The organism is Methylobacterium sp. 285MFTsu5.1 (assembly GCF_000383455.1).
Classification (GTDB): domain Bacteria; phylum Pseudomonadota; class Alphaproteobacteria; order Rhizobiales; family Beijerinckiaceae; genus Methylobacterium.
Genome location: NZ_KB911277.1, coordinates 157,594 through 180,026 on the forward strand (window position 1 = coordinate 157,594; position 22,433 = coordinate 180,026).

The 22,433-nt window shown below is 73.4% G+C and carries 16 protein-coding genes; 9 read left to right on the plus strand and 7 right to left on the minus strand.

Going from position 1 to position 22,433, the window contains the following annotated elements:
- Window positions 1-7: 7 nt before the first annotated feature.
- Together H288_RS0114555 and H288_RS0114560 are read right to left on the minus strand one after the other, a co-directional pair.
- Entirely contained in the window at window positions 8-2,545 is a 2,538-nt protein-coding gene (locus H288_RS0114555) for a circularly permuted type 2 ATP-grasp protein (protein ID WP_020093311.1), read from the minus strand.
- A gap of 169 nt (window positions 2,546-2,714) precedes the next feature.
- Window positions 2,715-6,005, minus strand: coding sequence for a transglutaminase family protein (locus tag H288_RS0114560; RefSeq protein WP_026604946.1), 3,291 nt, complete (start codon window positions 6,003-6,005; stop codon window positions 2,715-2,717).
- Between the two features lie 197 nt (window positions 6,006-6,202).
- On the opposite strand from H288_RS0114560, the gene H288_RS0114565 reads away from it, so the two are divergent.
- Window positions 6,203-7,399 (plus strand): putative zinc-binding metallopeptidase, encoded by a 1,197-nt coding sequence (locus tag H288_RS0114565; RefSeq protein WP_026604947.1) that lies wholly within the window; start codon window positions 6,203-6,205, stop codon window positions 7,397-7,399.
- Between the two features lie 80 nt (window positions 7,400-7,479).
- On the opposite strand, the gene mntR is transcribed toward H288_RS0114565, so the two are convergent.
- Window positions 7,480-7,941, minus strand: coding sequence for a manganese-binding transcriptional regulator MntR (gene mntR / locus H288_RS0114570; RefSeq protein WP_020093314.1), 462 nt, complete (start codon window positions 7,939-7,941; stop codon window positions 7,480-7,482).
- Window positions 7,942-8,114: 173 nt separating this feature from the next.
- Here mntR and H288_RS0114575 point away from each other — a divergent pair, with 173 nt between their 5' ends.
- Window positions 8,115-9,443, plus strand: a complete 1,329-nt coding sequence (locus H288_RS0114575; RefSeq protein WP_020093315.1) for an Nramp family divalent metal transporter — start codon at window positions 8,115-8,117, stop codon at window positions 9,441-9,443.
- A gap of 57 nt (window positions 9,444-9,500) precedes the next feature.
- On the opposite strand, the gene H288_RS0114580 is transcribed toward H288_RS0114575, so the two are convergent.
- A complete protein-coding gene (locus H288_RS0114580; protein ID WP_020093316.1) occupies window positions 9,501-11,189 on the minus strand; it encodes a thiamine pyrophosphate-binding protein in 1,689 nt (562 codons plus the stop codon).
- Window positions 11,190-11,393: 204 nt separating this feature from the next.
- On the opposite strand from H288_RS0114580, the gene H288_RS0114585 reads away from it, so the two are divergent.
- Window positions 11,394-11,828: a DUF1236 domain-containing protein gene (locus H288_RS0114585; protein ID WP_020093317.1), complete on the plus strand. Its 435-nt coding sequence runs from the start codon at window positions 11,394-11,396 to the stop codon at window positions 11,826-11,828.
- Window positions 11,829-11,945: 117 nt separating this feature from the next.
- Window positions 11,946-12,233 (plus strand): hypothetical protein, encoded by a 288-nt coding sequence (locus H288_RS0114590; protein WP_020093318.1) that lies wholly within the window; start codon window positions 11,946-11,948, stop codon window positions 12,231-12,233.
- A 42-nt stretch (window positions 12,234-12,275) separates the two neighbouring features.
- Here the strand turns inward: H288_RS0114590 and H288_RS0114595 are convergent, their stop codons facing one another.
- Window positions 12,276-13,160 carry a LysR substrate-binding domain-containing protein gene (locus H288_RS0114595; protein ID WP_020093319.1) on the minus strand — a complete coding sequence of 295 codons (885 nt, stop codon included), beginning with the start codon at window positions 13,158-13,160 and terminating at the stop codon, window positions 12,276-12,278.
- Window positions 13,161-13,614: 454 nt separating this feature from the next.
- Between H288_RS0114595 and H288_RS32405 the strand changes: the two genes are divergently transcribed.
- From H288_RS32405 to H288_RS0114610, 3 genes are all read left to right on the plus strand, one after another.
- Window positions 13,615-15,066: an HD domain-containing phosphohydrolase gene (locus tag H288_RS32405; protein WP_020093320.1), complete on the plus strand. Its 1,452-nt coding sequence runs from the start codon at window positions 13,615-13,617 to the stop codon at window positions 15,064-15,066.
- A gap of 31 nt (window positions 15,067-15,097) precedes the next feature.
- On the plus strand, window positions 15,098-16,123 hold the full coding sequence (locus H288_RS0114605; protein ID WP_020093321.1) for a histone deacetylase family protein: 1,026 nt from the start codon (window positions 15,098-15,100) through the stop codon (window positions 16,121-16,123).
- A 152-nt stretch (window positions 16,124-16,275) separates the two neighbouring features.
- Window positions 16,276-17,634 (plus strand): MFS transporter, encoded by a 1,359-nt coding sequence (locus tag H288_RS0114610; RefSeq protein WP_020093322.1) that lies wholly within the window; start codon window positions 16,276-16,278, stop codon window positions 17,632-17,634.
- A 52-nt stretch (window positions 17,635-17,686) separates the two neighbouring features.
- On the opposite strand, the gene H288_RS0114615 is transcribed toward H288_RS0114610, so the two are convergent.
- Window positions 17,687-18,397, minus strand: a complete 711-nt coding sequence (locus H288_RS0114615; RefSeq protein WP_020093323.1) for a cell cycle transcriptional regulator TrcR — start codon at window positions 18,395-18,397, stop codon at window positions 17,687-17,689.
- Window positions 18,398-18,845: 448 nt separating this feature from the next.
- The gene (locus tag H288_RS0114620; protein ID WP_234080757.1) at window positions 18,846-19,541 is read right to left on the minus strand and encodes a TetR/AcrR family transcriptional regulator; all 696 of its coding nucleotides are present in this window, start codon (window positions 19,539-19,541) and stop codon (window positions 18,846-18,848) included.
- A 57-nt stretch (window positions 19,542-19,598) separates the two neighbouring features.
- Between H288_RS0114620 and H288_RS0114625 the strand changes: the two genes are divergently transcribed.
- Both H288_RS0114625 and H288_RS0114630 read left to right on the plus strand, forming a co-directional pair.
- On the plus strand, window positions 19,599-20,837 hold the full coding sequence (locus H288_RS0114625; protein ID WP_020093325.1) for an HlyD family secretion protein: 1,239 nt from the start codon (window positions 19,599-19,601) through the stop codon (window positions 20,835-20,837).
- Window positions 20,834-22,426, plus strand: a complete 1,593-nt coding sequence (locus H288_RS0114630) for a DHA2 family efflux MFS transporter permease subunit (protein ID WP_051123747.1) — start codon at window positions 20,834-20,836, stop codon at window positions 22,424-22,426. Before H288_RS0114625 ends, H288_RS0114630 begins: the two co-directional genes overlap by 4 nt.
- Window positions 22,427-22,433: the final 7 nt, after the last annotated feature.

Consider the following 22,433-nt stretch of genomic DNA (forward strand, 5'->3'; position numbering starts at 1 on the left):
CACAGCATCAAGCCAGCCCCGTCAGCTTCTCGGGGCGCAGCGCGTTCGGCCCGGTGGGGAAATAGCGGGCCGCGATGCCGTCGGCGAGGCGCTCGAGGTCGGTCGCGAGCGCGGTCAGGCGCACGGCGTCGAAATCCGCGGCCTCGCCGCTGCGCAACTCCGCCAGGATCCGGGTCGCGAGGCGGCAATGGGGCTCGGGGATCCCGTCCGCGGCGAGCGCCGGCAGGTCGGCGAGGTGCCGGGTGATCGCCTCCGCCTGGAAGGCGATCGAGCGCGGGTTGTAGGGGTCGAGCAGCACCATGTCGCGCACGGGGTCGAGGGCCGCCCCCTGCAGGTAGCGCCGCCCGTAGCTGATCTGCGAATCGCACAGGGACAGCATCACCCCGAGGCAGCCGGGGGTCGCCTCGTCGTTGGCGAAGGCCAGCGCGAAGGCGCCGGTGTTGATCGCCCGCTCGATCCGCCGCCCGAGCTCGATGAAGTGCCAGCCCTCGGCGCGGCTCATGTTCTCGTGGGTGAGGCCGGCGAGCGCCGCGAGCTGGCTCAGGGCCCGCTCGGCCCGGCCCGCGAGCTGCGACTCGGTGAAGGCCCGCTCGGTGTTGAGGGACAGGAACTCGTTCAGGTCGGCGAGCACCCGCCACGCCTCGCCCGACAGGCGGGCGCGGAGCGCGGCGGCGTTGCGGCGGGCCGCGATGACGTGGGACCGGGCCGAGCCCGGCCGGTCGCGCCCGGCCAGCGCCTCCTGGGCGAGGCTGGCGGTCGGCAGGTCGGCGGCCGCGATGGCGCCCCACTCGTGCAGCAGCGCCCGGAGCGCCAGGGCCGCCGGCGTGTCGAGGGCGCCCGAGATGTCGGTCCCGACGGCGTCGCCGACGCTGCGCAGGTGGGCCAGCACCAGCCGGATCACCGCCTCGCCGCGCTCCAAGTAGCGGCCGAGCCAGAACAGGCCGTCGGCGGCCCGGGCGGGGAGGTGCCCGCCGACCCGCCGCACCCGCGGCGCCGCCTGCGTGCCGATCAGGGGCGCGGCGACCGGCTCCTCGGACAGGACCCAGACGTCGGCGGAGCGGATGCCGAGCCGCAGCTCGATCGGGTCGACGTCCTCGCGCTCCGAGACCCGGCAGAAGCCGCCGGGCATGACCTGCCAGCCGAGGGGCGTCCGCGCGGCGAAGACGCGGACCACGAAGGGGCGGGGCGTCAGGAACAGGCCGTCCGGGCCGCGCTCCCAGCCCGGCATCGTCGAGAGCGGCGCCGCCTCCTGGGCGACGTAGTCGAAGGGCCGGTCGCGCAGGGCCGCCACGACCCGCTCGCGCTCGGCTGCCAGGACCGGGCCCGCCAGGATCGCGTCGCGCCCCGCCCCGCGCTGGGGCGTGGCGGCCGGGCGCAGGGTCAGGCTGTCGAGGTTGGCCCGCGCGTGCGCCAGGCCCTCGAGGTCGCCGCACCACCACGTGCGCGGGTGGCCGAGCCGCAGGGGCTCGCCGAGGACGCGCCGGGCGATGCCGTCGAGATAGGGGGCGAGGGCAGCCGACTCGACGAGCCCCGCGCCCGGCATGTTGGCCATCACCAGGGAGCCGTTGCGCAGGGCGTCGAGGATGCCGGGCACGCCGAGGCGCGAGGCCGGGTTCAGCTCCAGGGGGTCGAGGAAGTCGGCGTCGATCCGCCGCCACAGGGCGTCGGCCCGCTTCAGGCCTGAGACGGTGCGCACGTGCAGGCGCCCGTCGCGCATGACGAGGTCGTCGCCCTCCACCAGCATCAGGCCGAGGTAGCGGGCGAGCGCCGCCTGCTCGACGTAGGTGCTGCTGTAGGGGCCGGAGGTCAGCAGGCAGATGCGCGGGTCGGCGCGCTCCGCCCCCAGCGCCAGCCCGTCGCGGAACGCCTGGAAGAAGGCCGGCAGGCGCTCGACGTGGAGGTCCTGGAAGAAGTCCGGGAAGGTCCGGGCCAGGACCATGCGGTTCTCCAGCGCCCAGCCGAGGCCCGAGGGCGCCTGGGTCCGGTCGGCGAGCACCTGCCAGCGCCCGTCCGGTCCCCGGCCGAGATCGGCCGCGTAGAGCTTGAGGTAGTGGCCGCCGGGGGGCGCGACCCCGTGGAGCGGGTGCAGGAACTCGGGCGTGCCGGCCACGATCGCGGCGGGGAGGAGCCCCTCGGCGACCAGCCGGCCCTCGCCGTAGGCGTCGGCGAGGATCGCCTCCATCAGCTCCGCGCGCTGGACGATGCCGGCGCTGAGCGCCGCCCATTCCGGCCCCTCGATCACCAGGGGCAGGCAGCCCAGCGGCCAGGGGTGCTCGCGCTGGTCGCCGGCGATGCGGAACGAGATGCCCGCGTCCCGGATGTGCCGCTCCGCCGCGACGAACCGGGCCATGATCTCCGGCTCGGTGAGGCCGCCGAGACGGTCGAGCAGGCGCGGCCACGCCCCGCGGGGCGCGCCGTCGGCGCCCAGGAACTCGTCCGGCCGGCCGGGGGCGGGGCGGTAGCCCGCGCTCCAGCGGGCGACGCGCTCGCGCGCGCCCTCCGGCCGCTCGGCCCGGCCGCGGCTGCCCGCGAGCGCCGCCTCCATCACGGATCCCGGGTCATCGCGGCTCGCGGATCCACGCAGCGTGGACGACGACGCGGCCGCAGAGCGGAGCGCGGGTCCCTCTCCCGCACGGGAGCGGGGGCGGGGGCGGGGGCGCGTCGCGCTCTGTCGACCGCGCCGGTGTCCGCCCCGGATGTCCGAACATCGCGGGTCATTGCGGGGCCGGCGTCCGCAGGTCGAGGGTCAGCGGGAACTCGGCGCTCGATTCCGGGCGGGGCATCTCCAGCCGGCCGGGCGTGTGGCCGTTCGGCTGGAACCGGGCGAGGCGCCGCCCCTCCGCCTCGTAGGCGTTGACCGGGTGGGTCTCGTAGTTGCGCCCGCCCGGATGGGCGACGTGGTAGCGGCAGCCGCCGAGGGAGCGGCCGCTCCAGGCGTCGAGGATGTCGAAGGTCAGCGGCGAGTGCGCGGGGATCGTCGGATGCAGGGAGGAGGCCGGCTGCCACGCCTTGAAGCGCAGGCCTGCCACGGCCTCGCCGCCGCGGCCGGTGGAGGTCATGGGCAGGCGGCGGCCGTTGCAGGCGATGACGTGCCGCTCGGGCACGAAGCCCTCGACCCTGACCTGCAGCCGCTCGACCGAGCTGTCCACGAAGCGCACGGTGCCCCCGCTGGTCCCTTCCTCGCCCATCACGTGCCAGGGCTCCAGCGCCTGGCGGAGTTCCATCCGGACCCCGCCCTGCTCGACCGTGCCGAAGACCGGGAACCGGAACAGGGCCTGCGCCTCGAAGGCGACCGGATCGAAATCGTACCCCGCCGCCCGGAGATCCTCCAGCACCGCGAGGAAGTCGGACCAGAGGAAATGCGGCAGCATGAACCGATCGTGGAGGTTCGTGCCCCAGCGGACACAGCCGCCGGTCTGCGGCTCGCGCCACAGCCACGCCACGAGGGCGCGGAGCAGGAGCTGCTGCGCGAGGCTCATCCGCGCGTCCGGCGGCATCTCGAAGGCGCGGAACTCCAGGAGGCCGAGGCGCCCGGTCGGCCCGTCCGGCGAGTAGAGCTTGTCGATGCAGATCTCGGCCCGGTGGGTGTTGCCGGTGACGTCGACGAGGATGTTGCGGAAGATCCGGTCGACGAGCCAGCGCGGGATGTTGGGCGCGTCCGGGGCCGGCACCTGGGCCAGCGCGATCTCCAGCTCGTAGAGCCCGTCGTGGCGGGCCTCGTCCATGCGCGGCGCCTGGCTCGTGGGCCCGATATAGAGGCCCGAGAACAGGTACGAGAGCGCGGGGTGGCGCTGCCAGTAGAGCACGAGGCTCTTGAGCAGGTCGGGCCGGCGCAGGAACGGGGAATCGTCCGGCGTGACGCCGCCCATGACCACGTGGTTGCCGCCGCCGGTGCCGGTGTGGCGCCCGTCGGTCATGAACTTTTCCGCGCCGAGCCGGGTCTGGCGGGCCTCGGCGTAGAGGTCGGTGGTGATGGCGACCGCCTCCCGCCACGAGGCGGCCGGGTGGACGTTCACCTCGATCACGCCGGGATCGGGCGTCACCTTGATGACGCCGATCCGCGGGTCGTAGGGCGGCTCGTAGCCCTCGAGGTGGATCGGCAGCTTCAGCGCGGCGGCGGCCGCCTCCAGGTGGCCCGCGAGTTCCAGATACTCGTCGGCGCGCTGCACCGGCGGCATGAACACCCGCACCACCCCGTCCCGGGGCTCGAACGACAGGGCCGTGCGCACCGCCACGCCGGTGATGCCGGAGCCGTTGACCACAGCGGCGCCGGGATGGCCCTCGGGGTGCCCGTCGGGGAGGGCGGCGCGGGGCTCCAGCGGGTCCTGCGGCTGGTAATAGGGATAGTGCTCCGGCGGCACGTAGGGCAGCGACGACAGCGGCAGGCGGAAGCCCACGGGCGAGTCCCCCGGCACCAGGAAGGCGGCGCCGCGCCGGAAGTCCCACGTCTCCGAGATCCAGACGCGGTCGGCCTCGCCGCCCTTGCCGGTGGGCAGGCTCGCCAGCGGCAGGACGTAGCCGGCCGCCTCCCCGAGGCCCCGCGCGTAGACCCGCCTGATCCGGGCGTCGAACTCCACCGAGCCCGACTTGGCGTCGGCCGGCGTGACGTTGACCGGCAGCGCCGCGGTCTTCCGCTCCCAGAGCTCCCCGTCCTCGAAGGCCGGGAAGACGTAGTCGGCGAGGCCGAGGCGGCGGGCCAGCGCGTCGGCGAGCGCCTCGGCCTGCGCGATGGTGGCGTGCCCCGCCTCCCCGGCGGCCACCTCCGGCGCGATCAGGTCCGGGTCGCGCCAGATCGGCTTGCCGTCCTTGCGCCAGTAGAGCGCGAAGGCCCAGCGGGGCAGGCTCTCGCCGGGATACCACTTGCCCTGACCGTAATGGAGCAGCCCCCCCGGGCCGAACCGGTCGCGCAGGCGCCGGATCAGTTGGTCGGCGAGCCCGCGCTTGGTCGGGCCGACGGCCGCGATGTTCCACTCGGGCGATTCGAAATCGTCCACCGACACGAAGGTCGGCTCGCCGCCCATGGTCAGCCGCACGTCCTGCGCGGCGAGGTCGGCGTCGACCCGCTCGCCCAGCGCGTCCATGGCGGCCCAGACGTCCTCCGAGAACGGCTTGGTGATCCGCGGCGTCTCGGCGACGCGGGTGATCGTCATCGCGAAGTCGAAGGTGGTCTCGGCCGGCTCCATCGCCCCCGAGATCGGCGCGGCGGAGTGGTAGTGCGGCGTCGCGGCGAGCGGGATGTGGCCCTCGCCGGTGAGCAGGCCCGAAGTCGCGTCCATGCCGACCCAGCCGGCGCCCGGCAGGTAGACCTCGGCCCAGGCGTGCAGGTCGGTGAAGTCCGCCGACGCGCCGGTCGGCCCGTCGACCGCGGTCGTGTCGGGCACGAGCTGGATCAGGTAGCCGGAGACGAACCGGGCGGCGAGGCCGATCCGGCGCAGCACCTGCACGAGCAGCCACGCCGAGTCGCGGCAGGAGCCGCTCTTCAGCCGCAGGGTCTCGGCGGGGGTCTGCACGCCCGGCTCCATGCGGACGCCGTAGGCAGTCTCCCGGGCGATCAGGCCGTTCAGCGCCACCAGGAACTGGACCGTGCTGGTCTCCTCCGGGAGACGGGCCAGCAGCGCCTCCATCTCGGGACAATCCGCGTCGACGGGCGTGAGATACGGGGCCAGCTCCCCGGCGAGGGCGGGGTCGTACGCGAAGGGCCGGACCTGAGCGTAGTCCTCCACGAAGAAGTCGAACGGGTTGATCACCGCCATGTCGGCCGTGAGGTCGACCTCGATCCTCAGCTCGTCGGTCTTCTCGGGGAAGACCAAGCGGGCGAGCCAGTTGCCGCTCGGATCCTGTTGCCAGTTCAGGAAGTGGTTGGCGGGCGTCACCGTGAGCGCGTAGGCCGGGACCTTGGTACGGGCGTGGGGGGCCGGGCGCAGGCGGATCACCTGGGGCCCCAGGCTGATCGGCCGGTCGTAGCGGTAATGCGTGACGTGGTGCAGGGCGGCTCTGATCGACACGATGGCTCCGTCGAAAGGATCGAACGCGGTCGCGCTGCCGGTCCCTGGCGCCGGCGCCCACCGCACGGTTATGCGACACGGATCGCGCAACAAGCAATTTCCGTGCGTCGCCCGGCCGTCCGGGCCGCTGGCAGGAACTTTGCCGCCCGGCCCCGCTTGACCGGCAGGTGGGCCGGCCGCCGGCCCGGGACCGCGCGATGAAGATCTTCCAGTGCCAGGCCTGCGACCAGCCGGTCACCTTCGAGGCGACCGCCTGCGAGAGCTGCGCGCGGCCGCTGGGCTACGCCTGCGCGGTCCACGAGGTCTCGGCGCTGGAGCCGCAGGGGCTCTCGGCCCACCCGCTGATGGGCGGCGCGCAGATCTTCCACGCCTACGCGGATCCCGGCCGGCGCTACCGGCTGTGCAACAACGCCCTCGCGCAGGCCTGCAACTGGCTGGTGCCGGAGGACAGCCCCGACATCTACTGCACCGCCTGCCGCCACAACCGCGTGGTGCCGGACCTGTCGCAGCCCTGGAACCTCGCCCGCTGGCGCCAGATCGAGGCGGCCAAGCACCGGCTGTTCTACTCGCTGCTGCGCCTGGAACTGCCGCTCGCCACCCGCGCCCAGTACACGGACGGGCTGGCCTTCGACTTCCTGGTCGACCCGTCCGAGAGCGTCTCCGGCGGGCCGCCGGTGCTGACGGGCCACATCAACGGCCTGATCACCATGAACATCGCCGAGGCCGACGACGTCGAGCGGGAGCGCCGCCGGATCCTGTTCGGCGAGCATTACCGCACGCTGCTCGGCCATTTCCGGCACGAGATCGGGCATTACTTCTGGTACCTGCTGGTGCTGAACAGCCCCGACTGGGACGCCTTCCGGGCGCTGTTCGGCGACGAGCGCCGCGACTACGTCCAGGCGCTGCAGGACCACTACGCGAGGGGCGCCCCCGCCGACTGGGACGAGGCCTACGTCTCGGCCTACGCCACGGCCCATCCGTGGGAGGATTTCGCCGAGACCTTCGCGCACTACCTGCACATCGTCGACACGGTGGAGACCGCCTCGACCTTCGAGCTGCACGTGCGCCCGCGCCTGCGCCAGCGGGGGCCTTCCGGGCCGCAGGCGCCGACCGTGATCGACTTCGACCCGTACAACACGGCCGACCTCGACCGGCTGATCGCCGCGTGGCTGCCGCTCACCTACGCGATCAACTCGCTGTCCCACAGCATGGGCCAGCCGGCGCTCTACCCGTTCAAGCTGACGCCCGCGGTGATCGCCAAGCTCGCCTTCGTGCACGAGCGGGTCTACGCCTCCCGCACCGGCACCCTGCCGGATGCCGGCGCGGCGGGCGCCGAGATGCTCCGCGCGGTGATCCTGGGCCTGCGCCAGAAGGTGGCGGCGCCGACGGCGTGAGGGTGTCGGTCGCGGCAGACACAACGTCTCTGCGAGCGTCTCCGCGAGCGGCGCGAGGCGATGACGGTCGGAGGGGCGCCTCACGCCCCCCCGTGCCGCTCCGCGAAGGCGCGGAACGCCGCGAGCGTCTCGGCGCTGACGTGGTGCTCGATCCCCTCCGCGTCCCGCCGCGCGGTCTCGGGGCTCACCCCCAGCGCGCACAGGAAGCGCTCGACGATGCGGTGGCGCTCCCGGGCCTGGGCGGCGAGCCGGCGGCCGGCCTCGGTCAGGAACACGCCGCGATAGGGCCGCTGCTGGACGAACCCGTCCTCGCACAGGCGCTTCAGCATCTTGGCGACGGTCGGCTGCGCCACGCCGAGCCGGGCCGCGATGTCCACCTGCCGCGCCTCGCCGCCGTCGCCGATCAGGTCGTCGATCAGCTCGACGTAATCCTCCACGAGTTCCGAGCGCCGGGCCTCGCGGGCCTGGCGGAAGCTCTCCACGTGGCGCTCGGGATCGACCAGCGCGGTCTCGGGCGAGCCCGGCTCGGACGGTTCCTGCATCGGCTCTCCCCCACCGCGGTCCGCGCGGGCCGCCCCGACCCCTGTCTAGCAAACACCGCCACCTCGAGGGGAGTCCCGCGGGGCCGATACCGGCGGCCGCTGCCAGCCCCTTGAATCCTGGCCGCGAACCCTGAATATAGCCTCCGCTATATCTTTGAGGAGAGGGTTCGAGCATGGTGGCGCCGAACGCCGCGACGGCCCCCGGGCGCGCCGCGCCCGGGGCGATGAGCCGGCGGACCGAGGGCGCCATCCGCGACGTCCTCGACGGCCGTCCCGGCGGCCGGGCCCGGTTCCTGCTGTTCGCCGGCCCCGCCGTGACGGCGTCGATCGCCTACATGGACCCGGGCAATTTCGCGACCAACATCCAGGCCGGCGCCCGCTACGGCTACGGCCTGCTCTGGGTGGTGCTGCTCGCGAACCTGACGGCGATGCTGTTCCAGGCCCTGTCGGCCAAGCTCGGCATCGTCACGGGCAAGAACCTCGCCGAGCACTGCCGGGACGCGACGACGCGGCCGGTGCGCCTCGCCCTGTGGGGCATCAGCGAGGTCGCCGCCATGGCGACCGACCTCGCGGAGTTCCTCGGCGGCGCGATCGGCCTGTCGCTGCTCACCGGCATGCCGCTCATGGCTGGCATGGCGATCACCGCGGTGGTCACCTACGCGATCCTGCTCCTGGAGCACGAGGGCTTCCGGCCGCTGGAGATCGCCATCGGCGCGATGGTCGGCACGATCGGCCTCTGCTACGCGGTCGAGCTCCTGATCGCGCCCGTGGCCTGGGGCGAGGCCGCCAAGGGCCTCGTCACCCCGCGGATCCCGGACGCGCAGGCGCTCACCATCGCGGTCGGGATCATCGGCGCCACCGTGATGCCGCACGCGCTGTTCCTGCATTCGGGCCTGACCCAGGGCCGGGGCAATCCCCGCACCGAGGCCGACCGGCGCCTGCTGGTCCGCTACTCGAACCGCGAGGTGGTGGTGGCGCTGCTGCTGGCGGGCCTCGTCAACATGGCGATGGTGATCATGGCGGCGGCGGCCTTCCACGTCGGCCACAGCGAGGTGGCGGAGATCGGCGAGGCCTACCGCACCCTGACGCCGCTCCTCGGGCCCGCCGCGGGGGCGGCCTTCCTGGTGTCGCTGCTCGCCTCCGGGATCTCCTCCTCGGTGGTGGGCACGCTCGCCGGGCAATTGGTGATGCAGGGCTTCACCGGCTGGCGCATCCCGCTCCTCGTCCGCCGGCTCGTGACCATGCTGCCGGCCTTCGCGGTGGTGGCGATCGGCGTCGACCCGACGCAGGCGCTGGTCCTGTCGCAGGTGGTGCTGTCACTCGCCCTGCCGGTGCCGATGGTGGCCCTGGTGGTGTTCACCCGGCGCCGCAGCGTGATGGGGCCCTTCGCCAACGGCCCGCTCACCCAGGCCGCCGCCGTGGCGGGGGCCGCCCTGGTGCTCGCCCTCAACATGGTGCTGCTGGCGGTCGCCTTCGGGGTGCCGGTGCCGGGACTGGAGTGAGAGCCCCGCCGGCAGATCCACCGGCAGCCCTGCCGACAGCCCCGCCGACGGCCCCGCTCAGGTCGCCCGCACCACCACCTCCACGAGGTTGGCGCCCCCCGAGCGGATCCCGGCCTCGATCGCCGGGGCGATGTCGGCCGCCCGGGTCACCCGCCGGGCGGGCACGCCCATCGAGGCGGCCAGCGCCGGGAAGTCGATCCGTGGGTCGGTGAGGTCCATGGCGATGAAGCGGTTGGCGCGCACCGAGGCGTAGTGCGCCTGGCCCTTCATGAAGGTCTTGAGGATGTTGTACTCGGCGTTGTTGATCACCACGAAGGTGACCGGCAGCTTTTCGTGCGCGGCGGTCCACAGGGCCTGCGGCGAGTATAGCGCGGCGCCGTCGCCCACGACACAAACGACAGGCGCACGATCAAGTCCCAAAGAGAAACCCACCGCGGCCGGCATACCCCAGCCGAGCACGCCGCCGCGCATCGCCGCGTACTGGTGCGCGGAGGGGCTGTCGAGGAAGGTGCGCAGGTGGGTGAGCGTCGCGGGCGCCTCGTCCACGATGGTGGTCTCGGCCCCGACCGCGCGAGCGACCTCCCGGGCGGCGACCAGCGGCGCGATCACCGGATCCTCGAAGGCCGCGTCGGCGGCGGCGGCGAGCTTCGCCCGGCGCTCGGCCCGGGCGGTCACCGCCCCGGCGCGCAGGCCCGCGAAGGCGTCGGCCCGGTCGGCGAGGCGGGGCGCGAGCAGCGGCAGCAGGGCGTCGAGGGAGGCGCGGATGTCGCCCACCGTCGACAGGCAGGTGGCGTAGGTGCGCCCGAGGTCGCGCACGTCCGCCGAGAGCTGGAACACCTGCACCCCCGGCGGCACCGCCGAGACCTCCGAGTAGAGCACAGTGATCAGCGACTTGCCGCCGAGCGCGAACACCGCGTCGTAGCGCCCGAGGATGTCGGCGATGGCGTCGGCCCGGGTCGGCAGGTTCCCGGCCCAGAGCGGGTGCGCGGTGGGGAAGGGGATGTGGGCCGGCCAGGACGAGCCGTAGACCGGCGCCGCCAGCAGGTCGGCGAGCGCCACCATCTGCGCCGAGGCGTCCGAGGCGTCGATCTCGTCGCCCGCGATCAGCGCGAGGCGGCCCGGCGCGATGGCGGCGAGCTTCTCCGCGAGGCGGTCGAGGGAGCCCGCCACGGCCCGCTGGTCGATGGTCGAGGTCTCGCCGGCCGGCACCGCCGACAGCGCCTCCATCACGTCCATGGGCAGGGACAGGAAGACCGGCCCGGAGGGGGCGGCCCCCGCGTCGTGGAAGGCCCGGCGCAGCAGGATCGGGATCTGGTCCGGGCTCGTCACCTCGCGGGCCCACTTCATCACCGGGTCGGCGATGGCGACGAGGTCGCCCATCAGCAGCGGGTCGGTCAGGGCGTGGCGGAGATCCTGCTGCCCGGCGGTGACCACCAGCGGCGTGCCGGAGACCTGGGAATTCACCAGCCCGCCCATGGCGTGGCCGAGGCCGCCCGCCGTGTGCAGGTTGAGGAAGGCGGGCCGGCGGGCGCCCTGCGCGTAGCCGTCCGCCATCGCCACGGCGGTCGCCTCCTGCAGGGCGAGGATGTAGGCGATGTCCGGCGCCTCGGTGAGCGCGTCGATGAGCGGCAACTCGGTGGTGCCGGGATTGCCGAAGATGTAGCGCACACCCTCCGAGCGCAGCACCTCCACCAGGAGGTCGGCGCCCCGGCGGCGGCCGGCGGTCTCCACGGTCTCGATCGGCATGCCCTGTCCTCTCCGACGGAATCAGCCGGAGGCTACCCCATGGGCGGACCGGGGCAATGCCGGCGCCGCCCCACGCCGCCCCGCGCCGGGCGGCGACCGATCGGCAACCGATCGGCAGGCATTTCGGCGTAGCCTCCGACCGGGACGCGCCCGCGCCCCCGGGCGCAGGCCTGCCGATCCACGCCACCGACCAGGACGAACATCATGCGGATCGCGGCGTCCCTCGCGCTCCTCGCCACCCTGGTGGCTCCCCCGACAGCCCTCCTGGGCCTCGCCGCGGACGCGCGGGCGCAGGGGCTCGAGCGCGGGGCCCAGGAGGGCGCCTCGCGCGGCGAGGAGATGGCGGGTCCCCTCGGGGCGATCGTCGGCGGCGCGATCGGTGCGGCCGTGGGCACCGCCAACGGCATCCTCGGCGTCGACCGGCGGGAGCGGTTCCGCATCTACGCCCGCGGCGAGCGCCGCCCCTCCATCGCGCTCGCGGGACCCGTGCGAGTCGGTACGGTGCTCCCGGAGGACGGCATCGTGTACTACGATGTCCCGCGGGAGTTCGCCCTGCCGGATTACAGCTACACGATCGTCAACGACCACCCGGTCCTCGTCGACCCGCGGTCGCGCCGGATCGTGGAGGTGATCGACTGACGGCCCGGGCGGCCGGCCGGGGATCCGGCGCGAGGGAGAGGGCGAGCCGATGCCGAGAAGGGTGGGGATCCGGGCGGTGCTCCCATCGGCGCTCCCGGTGACGGGCCTGGTGACGGGATGAGCGCGCGCGACGCCGCGGATGCCGGACGGCGGCACTGGTTCTACGACAGCCGGATCCTGGTCTGCACCTTCTGCCTGCTCGCGGTCATGGTCATCTTCTGGCAGGTGAGCCGGTTCGAGGGTTTCCAGCCGATCTTCACCTGCGCGCGCAATCAGGACGTCGATCGCGACCTGCTCTCCGTCGGGATGCGCGCCTGCATGGGCGACGCGCCCTCGCAGGCCGCCCAGGCGCGCTGCATGCACGTCGTCTACCTGCTGGCCTGCACGGACGAGCGGTGGCGCTGACGTCGCCGCGCGCGGGCCCGTCCGCGGCGGGGCGGGTTCCGCTCAGGCGCGCAGCTCCGCCACGAAGGCCCGGATGAACGGCGGCAACCCGTCGAGGTCGCGCAGGCACAGGGTCAGGTCGCGCCGCGCCCAGGCGTCGGCGAGGGGCACCACCGCGAGGGCGAGGCCCTGCGCGGCGCGGGCGGCGGCGCTCTCGGGCAGGATCGCCAGCCCGACCCGCGCCTCGACGAGACGGCAGACGGCGTCGAAGTCCCGGAGCTGGACCCGCAGGCGCATCGGACGCCCCTCGCGCACCGCCTGGGCGACGAGGAAGCGGCTGATGGCGCTGCGCCGGTCGAGGCCGACGAGGTCGTGGCCGAGCACCTCGGCGAACGGGATCGTCCCGCGCGCGGCCAGGGGATGGTCCCGGGCCGCCACCAGCACGAACCGGTCCTCCCGGAACGGGAAGGTCTGCAGCGAGCCGGTATCCACCGTGCCGGACAGGATGCCGAGATCGGCCGCCCCCTCGGCCACCAGCCCGACGATCTCCTCGGAGGTGCGCTCGTCGATCTCGACGCCGATCCCGGGGTGATCGGCCAGGAAGGCCGAGAGCGCCTCCGGCAGGAATTCGGTGAGCGCGTTGGTGTTGGCCAGCACCCGGATCTGCCCGAAGGCGCTCCCCGAGAAGGCCGCCATCTCCTCGCGCAGGCGCTCCACCCCGGCCAGGACCTCCCGGGCATGGACGAGGAGCGCGCGCCCGGCCGGGGTCGGGCTGACGCCCTGCCGGCCCCGGGTCAGCAGGGCGGCGCCGAGGGAGTCCTCCATCAGCCGGATCCGCGTCGAGGCGGCCGCCAGGGCGAGGTTCGCCCGCGCGGCCCCGTGGGTGATCGAGCCGGCCTCGACCACGTGCCGGAACAGGCCGAGATCGACGAGATCGAACCGCATCATCGCGAAGGCGCCTCCCGCCGCGCCGTCCGGCCGGCGCGTCCCGGGCCGCCCGGGACCCGTCCTGATCCGCGTCTCCGTCGGGGGGCTTGGCGACCGCGTCAACCCCGCCATCCCGGGGCCGCGCCGGGGCCGCGCCGGGGCCGCCGCGGCGATCCCGGTTACAGACACGCCGATCCTTCAGTCGCCCCGGAGCGGGCGAAGCCAACTCTCCGCGGGTCGATCGCCGCGGCCCCACCGGTCTCCGACAAACGAAGACCCGAATTCGCACCCGCCAAGGCTCCGAGTAAAGTAAATATCCTCAATATAGCCGAGAACGACGATTTACCGCCCGTTAATGCCGCATCCTTCAATGCTGCTCGACAGTCTTGCGAGGCGTCGCGGCGATGGTTCCTGTGTCGACATACCCGGTCCGGCGGCCGCCCCGGGATCGCCTGCGCCGGCCCGGGAGCCGCTGATGGACGCGCTCCTCGTCGACGACAGCGCCACCATGCGGATGCGGCTGCGCCTGCTGCTGGAGGCCAAGCCCGACGTGTCCGTCACCGATCACGGCGACCCGGTCGCCGCCATGGTCGAGGCGCGGACGCGGGCCTTCGACCTCGTCCTGGTCGACTGCCACATGCCCGACATCGACGGGATCGCCTTCATCCGGCAGATGCGGACCATCCCGCACTACGCCCAGGTGCCCATCGTGATGGTCACCAGCGACATCTCGGACGCGGTGCGGCTCGCCGCCCTGGAGGCCGGGGCGACCGATTTCCTCGACAAGTCCATGCAGGGCGTCGAGCTCACCGTCCGCCTGCGCAACCTGATCCGGCTCGCCCGGGCGGTGCGGCGGCTGGCCGAGCAGGCCGCTTGGCTCGACGGCGAGGTGGAGGCCGCCCTGCGCCACATGCGCGAGCGCGAGGAGGAGATCATCTTCCGGCTCGCCCTGGCGGTCGAGTACCGCGACAACGACACCGGCGATCACACGTGGCGGGTGGCCCGCTACAGCCAGATCGTGGCCGAGGGGCTCGGGCTGGCGCCGGAGATCTGCCGCAACCTCTACCTCGCGGCGCCGCTGCACGATGTCGGCAAGGTCGGCATCCCGGACGGCGTCCTGCTGAAGCCCGGCCGGCTCGACCGGGACGAGTTCGACCTCGTCAAGACGCACCCCGCGATCGGCCGGCGCATCCTGGGCGGGAGCGCCTCCGAGCTGATCCGGCTGGCCGCGGAGATCGCCGAGTTCCACCACGAGAAGTGGGACGGCGGCGGCTACCCGCACGGGCTCGCCGGCGCCGCCATTCCCCTCTCGGCCCGGATCGTCGCGGTGGCGGACGTGTTCGACGCCCTGACCACGGCGCGGCCCTACAAGGACGCGATGCCCTTCGAGGCGGCCCTGGACTGCATCCGCGCCGAGAGCGGCCGCCATTTCGACCCCGACTGCGTGGCGGCGTTCTGCGCGCGCTTCCCGGACATCCGCGTCGCCGGCGGGCGGACCCGGGCGGGCATGCGGCCGAGCGCCGGGCCGGTCACGGAACCCTGGGCCCGGGTCCCGACCCTCCTGCGCGAGGTCGCCCCCGCCGCGCCCGACCCGACGGGGTGGCGCGCCGACACCCTCGACAGGATCTTGGAGCCGTCATCGGCCCTGTCGGCGAACCCGGAGACGTTTGCGCCGTTGATCCCCGACCCGCACGGATCACGGACGGAGCCGGACCATGACCCCGACCTGGAAGACGCTGCCGGAGATCGCCCTGGCGCACGGGATCTCCCTGGAGGATGCCCAGCGCCTCGTGGACGGGGCGAACTGCCCGAAGGTCTTCCGCGCGGACGGCACCGTCTACCTCATCTGAGCCCGTCCCATCCGGGCGCGTCCCATGCGGGTGCATCCCATGCGGGCGCGCCCCGCGAGGCCGTCCCGGGCGGATGACGCGCGGCCCGGCGGGCCCTAACCTGCCGGCATGCGCATCGTCCACACGCCCGATTCGAGCCGGCACGATCCCGAGCGCTACATGCGCCGCGGCGCGCCGATCCCGCATCCCGAGCAGGCGGCCCGCTACGCGATCCTGCGGGACGCGGCCGTCCGGGGCGGACACGACCTCGCCGAGCCGGCCGATCACGGCCTCGACCCGATCCGGGCGGTGCACGATCCCGACTACGTGGCGTTCCTGGCCGAGGCCTGGGCGCGCCGGGACGCGATCCCCGGCATCGGCGACGAGATCCTGACCGGGGCCTTCGCCCGGCCGCAGATGCACCGGAAGCCCGCCGGCCTCCTCGGGCGCCTGGGCCTCTACACCGCCGACACCTCGACGCCGATCCGCGCCGGCACCTGGGCGGCGGTCTACGGATCGGCGCAGTGCGCGGTCGCGGCCGCCGACGCTGCGCTGGCGGCGGGGCACGCCTACGCCCTGTGCCGCCCGCCCGGCCACCACGCCTACGCGGATTCCGCCGGCGGCTTCTGCTTCCTCAACAACAGCGCCATCGCGGCCGAGCGGATGCGCGCCGCGACCGGCGGCCCGGTGGCGATCCTCGACATCGACGTCCATCACGGCAACGGCACGCAGGGGATCTTCTACGCCCGCGCCGACGTGCTGACCGTCTCGGTCCACGCCGACCCGTCCGACTACTTCCCGTTCTTCGCCGGCTACGCCGACGAGACCGGCGCCGGGGCGGGGGCGGGGTTCAACCGCAACCTGCCGCTGCCGCCGGGCTCGGGGGACGCGCCCTGGCTCGAGGCCGTCGAGGCGGGCCTCGCGGCGATCGCCGTGCACCGGCCCCGGGCGCTCGTGGTGGCGCTCGGCCTCGACGCCGCCGCGGACGACCCGATCGGCGCCCTCGCGGTCTCCCGGGGGGGCTTCGTCGGGGCGGCGGAGCGGATCGCCCGGGCCGGGCTGCCCACGGCGCTGGTCCAGGAGGGCGGCTACCTCTGCGCGGCCCTGCCGGACAACCTCGCGGCCTTCCTCGCCGGCTTCGACGCCGCGCGCTGAGCCGCGCGGCGCGGGCGCGATGTGAAGGCGTGATGCGATCGTGATCGCCGGGGCGCCGGACCGCCCCCCCGATATGGTCGACCCGATGCCACAACCGACCTATCAGGGCGGGGCGGGCGCCGCCGACGCGTCCCGGGCGGGAGGAGCGGGCGATGGACGCGGGCGACGTGGGCATGCGCGAGGCGGCCGGCGCCCCGTGGCACGCGGGTCTCACCCGGCGCCACTGGCGGATCCTGTGGGGCAGCTACCTCGGCTGGATCTTCGACGGCTACGAGGCGGTGGCCCTGGTCTACGCCCTGCGCCCGGCGCTGGCCTCGATCCTCACCCCCGAGCAGGCCCAGGCGCCGGCCTTCTACGTGGGCCTCGCCATCGGCATCACGCTGCTCGGCTGGGGGATCGGCGGCCTGATCGGCGGGATCGCGGCCGACTACATCGGCCGCAAGCGCATGATGATGGTGTCGATCCTGGGCTACGCGCTGTTCACGGGGCTCACCGCCTTCGCGGAGAGCTTCACGCAGCTCGCCGTCCTGCGCTTCATCACCGGGCTCGCCATCGGCTCGGAATGGTCCACCGGCATCGCCCTCGTGGCCGAGACCTGGCCGAACCGGGCCCGCCCGAAGGGCTGCGGCTTCCTGCAATCGGGCTTCGGCGGCGGCGCGGTGCTCGCCGCCATCGTGTGGGCCGTGCTCGCCGCCACCGAGCCCCTGGGCGCGGAATCCTGGCGGATCCTGTTCGCGCTGGGCGCGCTGCCGGCCTTCGTGTGCCTGTACCTGCGCCGGGCGCTGGAGGAATCCGAGCAGTGGATGCGGGCGCTCAAGGCGCAGCGCTGGGCGGCCACCGCCGAGGATGCGGAGGACGCGGACCGGGCCCCGCGGCGCGCGCGGCGCCCGTTCTCCCTGACGGAGATCTTCCGCGAGCCCGAGAGCCGGCGGCGGGTCCTCCTCGCCACGCTCCTGTCCTTCGCCACCACGGTGGGCTGGTGGGCGGTCTCGTCCTGGCTGCCGGCCTACACGGAGGGGCTCGCCAAGGCCGCGGGCGCGCCGGCCAATGTCTGGGGCCCGCGCATGGGCATCGTCTACAATATCGGGGCGATCACCGCCTATGTGATCTCGGGCTTCGTGGCCGACGCGATCGGGCGCCGCGCCTTCCTGCTCGTGACCTATGCCGGCTGCATCGCCACGTCGCTCGCCTGCTATCTCTGGACCGGCGGGCTCGCGCCATTCATGGCGCTCGCCTTCCTGAACGGGTTCTTCACCCTGGGCTTCGCCTTCTCGTGGATGGCGATCTACCTCGCGGAGCTGTTCACCCCGGCGGTCCGGGCGACGGCGTCGAGCGCGGTCTTCAACGGCGCGCGGCTGATCGCCTGGATCTTCCCGATCCTGGCCGGGCAGATCGTGACCGCCTTCGGGGGCGTCGCCGCGGCGGCGCTGACCCTGTCGAGCGTCTACGTGATCGGCCTCGTGGTGCCGTGGTTCATGCCGGAGACGCGGGGCCGGCCGCTGCCGGAATAGGTCGGTCCGGCCCCCGCTCGGTCGGAGCGGGGGGCCGGTCCTAGTCCTGGTCCTAGTCCTCGTCGTCCTCGTCCTGGTGCCGGCCCTTGAGCTTGGCGAAGACCGAATCGGCGTCGAGCCGCTCCTCGCGGCCGCCGTGATCGTCCTCGTGGTCCCGCTCGTCGGCGTCGCGGGCCGTGGAGACTTCGGTCGGCAGCAGCGAGGCGCCGGACTCGGCCGCCACCGCGGCCGGGCGGTCGGCCGCCGCGCGCTGGACCTCGAAATCGAGGTTGATCTGGGTGGTCAGGCCGAGGGTGACCGGGTCCATCGGCTGGAGCGAGCCCGAGTTCCAGTGGGTACGCTCGCGGATCTGCTGGATCGTCGACTTGGTGGTGCCCACGAGCCGGATGATCTGCGAATCCTTCAGCTCGGGGTGGTTGCGCAGCAGCCACAGGATGGCGTTCGGCCGGTCCTGGCGGCGGGAGAGGGGGGTGTAGCGCGGGCCCTTGGTGGTGCGCTTCACCTCCGGCAGCTTCACCTTCGAGACGGCGGGCTTGAGCTTGTAGTGCGGCGCCTTCTGGGCCTTCTCGATCTCGTCGCGAGTGAGCTGGCCGGTGGAGACCGGGTCGAGCCCCTTGATGCCGGCCGCAACCTCGCCGTCGGCGATGCCCTTCACCTCCAGCGGGTGCAGCTTGCAGAAATCGGCGATCTGCTCGAAGGCGAGCGAGGTGTTCTCGACCAGCCAGACGGCGGTCGCCTTCGGCATCAGCGGACCCTGGGACATGCTTCTCGTGCTCCGGCCTGGCGGGACGGGGGCCGGGCATCGGGCCGCGGGCTCCGGATGACCGATCCGGATGTCCCGTCTCACGCTGTCGAATGGGGATGACGCACTATAGGCCCGGGCGGGGAGGGGCGCAATCGCGGGCTCGAGGCGCCGACGCGGATTCTCCGGGTCCCGGGAATAATGGCTAAGCTCGTGCCGTGAGCCTGACCGACCCACCCGCGAAGGCCGCGCACGGCCGGTCGCGGCCGGGAGTGCAGAGGATGGTCATCTCTCTGGCATGGTCCAGAAAAGCGAATGGCGAGTGGAGATTGACGCTCCGCCTCGCCATTCCTCTCTGGCCTCGGCAACACCTGAAACGGTGAATGCCAGGGACCGGCGGTAGCCGCCGTCGGTCCCACTCCCGAGGATAACGCAGCCCTTGCGGCGCAACAACGTTCCGGTCCGCCCCTCAGCGCGGGCGCACCCCGTCGAGGAACAGCCGCACCGCCGCCTGCCGCCGCCGCTCCTGCGCCTCCGGGTCGGTGGCGATGCCGTAGAGGGTCGCCTGGGACGACCGGCCGAGGACGAGGCTGAGGAACAGGTCGGCCGCGATCTCCGGATCCGCCACGGCGATCCGCCCGCGCCGCGCGAAGGCGTCGAGCAGCTGCGCCACCGCGCGCACGCCGCGCAGCCAGCCCTCCTCGTGGGCGAGGCGGGCGAGCTCGGGAAACTGCAGCGCCTGGGCCACGAGGTTGCGCTTGAGCATCGCCGCGCCCGGCGACTGCCCGTGGGCCAGCAGGGTGCGGCTGAGATCCTCCAGGGCGGTCTCGACGTCGTCGCTCCCGCCCTGCGCGGCCTGGGCCTCGGCTGCGGCGGAGAGCGGCGCCAGCCACGCGGCGATCCGCTCGCGCAGGACCGCCTCGAACAGGGCCCGCTTGTCGCGGTAGCGCGCGTAGACCGTCGGCTTGCTCATCCCGGCGGCCTCGGCCACCGCGTCGATGGAGGTGGCGTCGAAGCCGCGCTCCAGGAACAGGGTCGTGGCGACGGCGATCAGGTGCGCCTCGCGCCGGGCCGCCTCCGCGCGGGTCGGCCGGCCGCCGCGCCGCGGTCCCGCCTCCACCCGCTCGATCTCCGTGACCGTCACCCCGCGATCCTCCTTGCTCACCACCGCCGTTCGTCCTATTAAAACGATACCGTACCGTATTGATTCTGGCCAGACCCGATGGACGCACGTCGCAGCGACAGCTTCAAGAGCGCCGACCCGGTCGCGGGTGCGCCGGTCACCGCCCCGACCACCGCGGCTGTCACGCCCCCGGTCTCCGCGCCGGTCCCGGCCACCGTCTCCGCACCGGCGCCGCGCCGCCGCCGCGCGCGGATCGTGCTGCCCCTCCTCGGCCTGCTCGCGCTGGGCGGGGTCGGGACCTACGGCTGGCACTGGTGGAGTGTCGGGCGCTTCCTCGAGGTGACCGACGACGCCTATCTCCAGTCCGACAAGGTCACGGTGGCGCCGCGCATCGCCGGCACCGTCGCGGCGGTGCTGGTCGGCGACAACCAGCCGGTGAAGGCCGGGGACGTCATCGCCCGCCTGGACGACCGGTCCTACCGGGTCCAGCTCAGGCAGGCCGAGGCCGAGGTCGAGAAGGACCGGGCGCAGATCCTGGGCGTCGCCTCGGCGATCGTCCAGCAGCGGGCGCAGGTCGCCTCGTCGCGGGCCGACCTCGCCAACGCTGAGGCCGCCCTCACCTTCGCGCAGCAGGAATACACCCGCTACCAGAACCTGCTGCAGACCGGGTCCGGCACGGTGCAGCGCCAGCAGCAGGCGGAGTCCGACCTGCGCCAGCGCCACGCCGCCCGCGACAAGGCCGCCGCCTCCCTGGACGCCGCGCAGAAGCAGATCGACAGCCTGCAGGCGCTCGAGGCCAGCACCCGCGCGAGCCTGGAGGGCGCGCAGGCCAAGGTCGAGGGGGTGAGGCTCGACCTGAGCTACACCACCATCGTGGCGCCGATCGACGGCGTGGCCGGCGACCGGGCGCTGCGGATCGGGCAGGTCGTCTCGGCCGGCACCGGGCTCCTGACCCTCGTGCCGATGGGCCGCGACATCTACCTCGTGGCGAACTTCAAGGAGACCCAGACCGGCCGCATGGTCGAGGGCCAGCGCGTCACCTTCACGGTCGACGCCTTCGGCGACCACGCGTTCCGGGGCCGGATCGAGAGCTTCTCCCCGGGCACCGGCTCGCAATTCGCGCTGCTGCCGCCGGAGAACGCCACCGGCAACTTCACCAAGGTGGTGCAGCGCGTGCCGGTGCGCGTCGCCCTCGACCCGTCGGATCCGCTCATCGCCCGCCTGCGCCCGGGCCTGTCGGTGGAGGCCACGGTCCACACCCAGGATCCGGTCGAGCCGGTGCGGCCCGCCCGGCCGAGGCCCGCTCCGGCCCTCGTCAGCGAGGCCCTGCCCCGATGAGTCCGGCCCCGACGAGCCCCGTGCCGGCCGTGGCCGTGCCCGAGGCGAAGGCGAGCGCCCGGGACTGGCTCGCCGTGTTCGGCGCGATCCTCGGCGCCTTCACGGCGATCCTCGACATCCAGATCACCAACGCGTCGCTCGCCGACATCCAGGGGGCGCTCGGCGCCTCCACCGAGGAGGGCAGCTGGATCTCCACCGCCTACCTGATGGCCGAGATCATCGTGATCCCGCTCACCGGCTGGCTGTCCTCGGTGATCGGCCTGCGCCGCTACCTCGCGGTGAACACCATGCTGTTCACCGCCTTCTCGCTGGCCTGCGCGCTGTCGACGACCTTGGGCCAGATGATCCTGTTCCGGGCCGGCCAGGGTTTTACCGGCGGCGTGCTGATCCCCACCGCCATCGTGATCGTGCGCACCCGGCTCTCGAAGGCGCAGCAGCCCATCGGCATCGCGCTGTTCGGGCTGACCGCGACCTTCGCGCCCGCGATCGGCCCGACGGTCGGCGGCTGGCTCACCGACAACCTGTCGTGGCACTACATCTTCTACCTGAACCTGATCTTCGGACCCGTGGCGGCGGCGATCCAGCTCGGCGCCTTCGACAGCGTGCCGGCGCGCTGGGGCGAGCTGCTCAAGGGCGACTGGATCGGCATCGGCCTGATGGCGATCGGCCTGCCGGCCCTGACCTACGTGCTGGAGGAGGGCCAGCGCAAGGACTGGTTCGGCTCGCAGGTCATCGTGAACATGTCGCTGCTGGCGGCGGCCGGCATCGCCGGCTTCATCGTCCGCGAGCTCACGACCGAGCGCCCGTTCATCAACCTGCGGGTCCTGGCCAACCGCTCGGTCGGCGGCGCCTGCGTGCTGATGACCGTGCTGGGCGCGGTCTCGTTCGGGTCGATCTACATCATCCCGGTCTACTGCGCGCAGATCCAGGGCTACAACGCCCAGCAGATCGGCTACGTGGTGATGTGGTCGGGCCTGCCGCAGCTCGTCCTCTTCCCGATGATGCCGCTGCTGATGCGGACCTTCGACGCCCGGGTGCTGGTGGTCACCGGCACGCTGTTCTTCATCGCGAGCTGCTGGATCAACGTCGGCCTGACCCACGATGTCGGCGCCGACCAGCTGATCCTGCCGCAGCTGATGCGGGCCGTCGGCCAGCCGCTCTTCACCATCCCGCTGTCACAGCTCTCCACCGTCGGCCTCGCCCCGCGCGACACCGCGGACGCCTCCGCCCTGTCGAACATGATGCGCAACCTCGGCGGCTCGATCGGCATCGCCATGCTGTCGACGATGATCGACCGGCGGGAGCACTTCCACTTCTCGATGCTGGCCGAGGCGATTACCGTCAACGCCACCCGCACCCAGGACCGGCTCGCGGCGCTCGCCGCCGGGATGCACACCCGCATCGCCGACCCGCTGGCCGCCAAGGGCGTCGCGCTGGGCCAGCTCGCCGCCCAGGTCCGCCGCGAGGCCTACGTGATGGCCTACGCGGACGGGTTCTGGCTGGTGGGCGTGAGCCTCGTGGCGAGCCTCGCCGTGGTGGCCATCCTCAAGAAGCCGCAGCACGCCGCTGGGCCCGTGGAGGCGCACTGAGCGGCCG

Excerpts from the sequence above, each read along its gene's own strand:
- H288_RS0114555 (WP_020093311.1), bottom strand. The coding sequence starts at position 2,545 with ATGGAGGCGGCGCTCGCGGGCAGCCGCGGCCGGGCCGAGCGGCCGGAG.
- H288_RS0114565 (WP_026604947.1), top strand. The coding sequence starts at position 6,203 with ATGAAGATCTTCCAGTGCCAGGCCTGCGACCAGCCGGTCACCTTCGAG.
- mntR (WP_020093314.1), bottom strand. The coding sequence starts at position 7,941 with ATGCAGGAACCGTCCGAGCCGGGCTCGCCCGAGACCGCGCTGGTCGAT.
- H288_RS0114575 (WP_020093315.1), top strand. The coding sequence starts at position 8,115 with ATGGTGGCGCCGAACGCCGCGACGGCCCCCGGGCGCGCCGCGCCCGGG.
- H288_RS0114580 (WP_020093316.1), bottom strand. The coding sequence starts at position 11,189 with ATGCCGATCGAGACCGTGGAGACCGCCGGCCGCCGCCGGGGCGCCGAC.
- H288_RS0114585 (WP_020093317.1), top strand. The coding sequence starts at position 11,394 with ATGCGGATCGCGGCGTCCCTCGCGCTCCTCGCCACCCTGGTGGCTCCC.
- H288_RS0114590 (WP_020093318.1), top strand. The coding sequence starts at position 11,946 with ATGAGCGCGCGCGACGCCGCGGATGCCGGACGGCGGCACTGGTTCTAC.
- H288_RS0114595 (WP_020093319.1), bottom strand. The coding sequence starts at position 13,160 with ATGATGCGGTTCGATCTCGTCGATCTCGGCCTGTTCCGGCACGTGGTC.
- H288_RS32405 (WP_020093320.1), top strand. The coding sequence starts at position 13,615 with ATGGACGCGCTCCTCGTCGACGACAGCGCCACCATGCGGATGCGGCTG.
- H288_RS0114605 (WP_020093321.1), top strand. The coding sequence starts at position 15,098 with ATGCGCATCGTCCACACGCCCGATTCGAGCCGGCACGATCCCGAGCGC.
- H288_RS0114610 (WP_020093322.1), top strand. The coding sequence starts at position 16,276 with ATGGACGCGGGCGACGTGGGCATGCGCGAGGCGGCCGGCGCCCCGTGG.
- H288_RS0114615 (WP_020093323.1), bottom strand. The coding sequence starts at position 18,397 with ATGTCCCAGGGTCCGCTGATGCCGAAGGCGACCGCCGTCTGGCTGGTC.
- H288_RS0114625 (WP_020093325.1), top strand. The coding sequence starts at position 19,599 with ATGGACGCACGTCGCAGCGACAGCTTCAAGAGCGCCGACCCGGTCGCG.
- H288_RS0114630 (WP_051123747.1), top strand. The coding sequence starts at position 20,834 with ATGAGTCCGGCCCCGACGAGCCCCGTGCCGGCCGTGGCCGTGCCCGAG.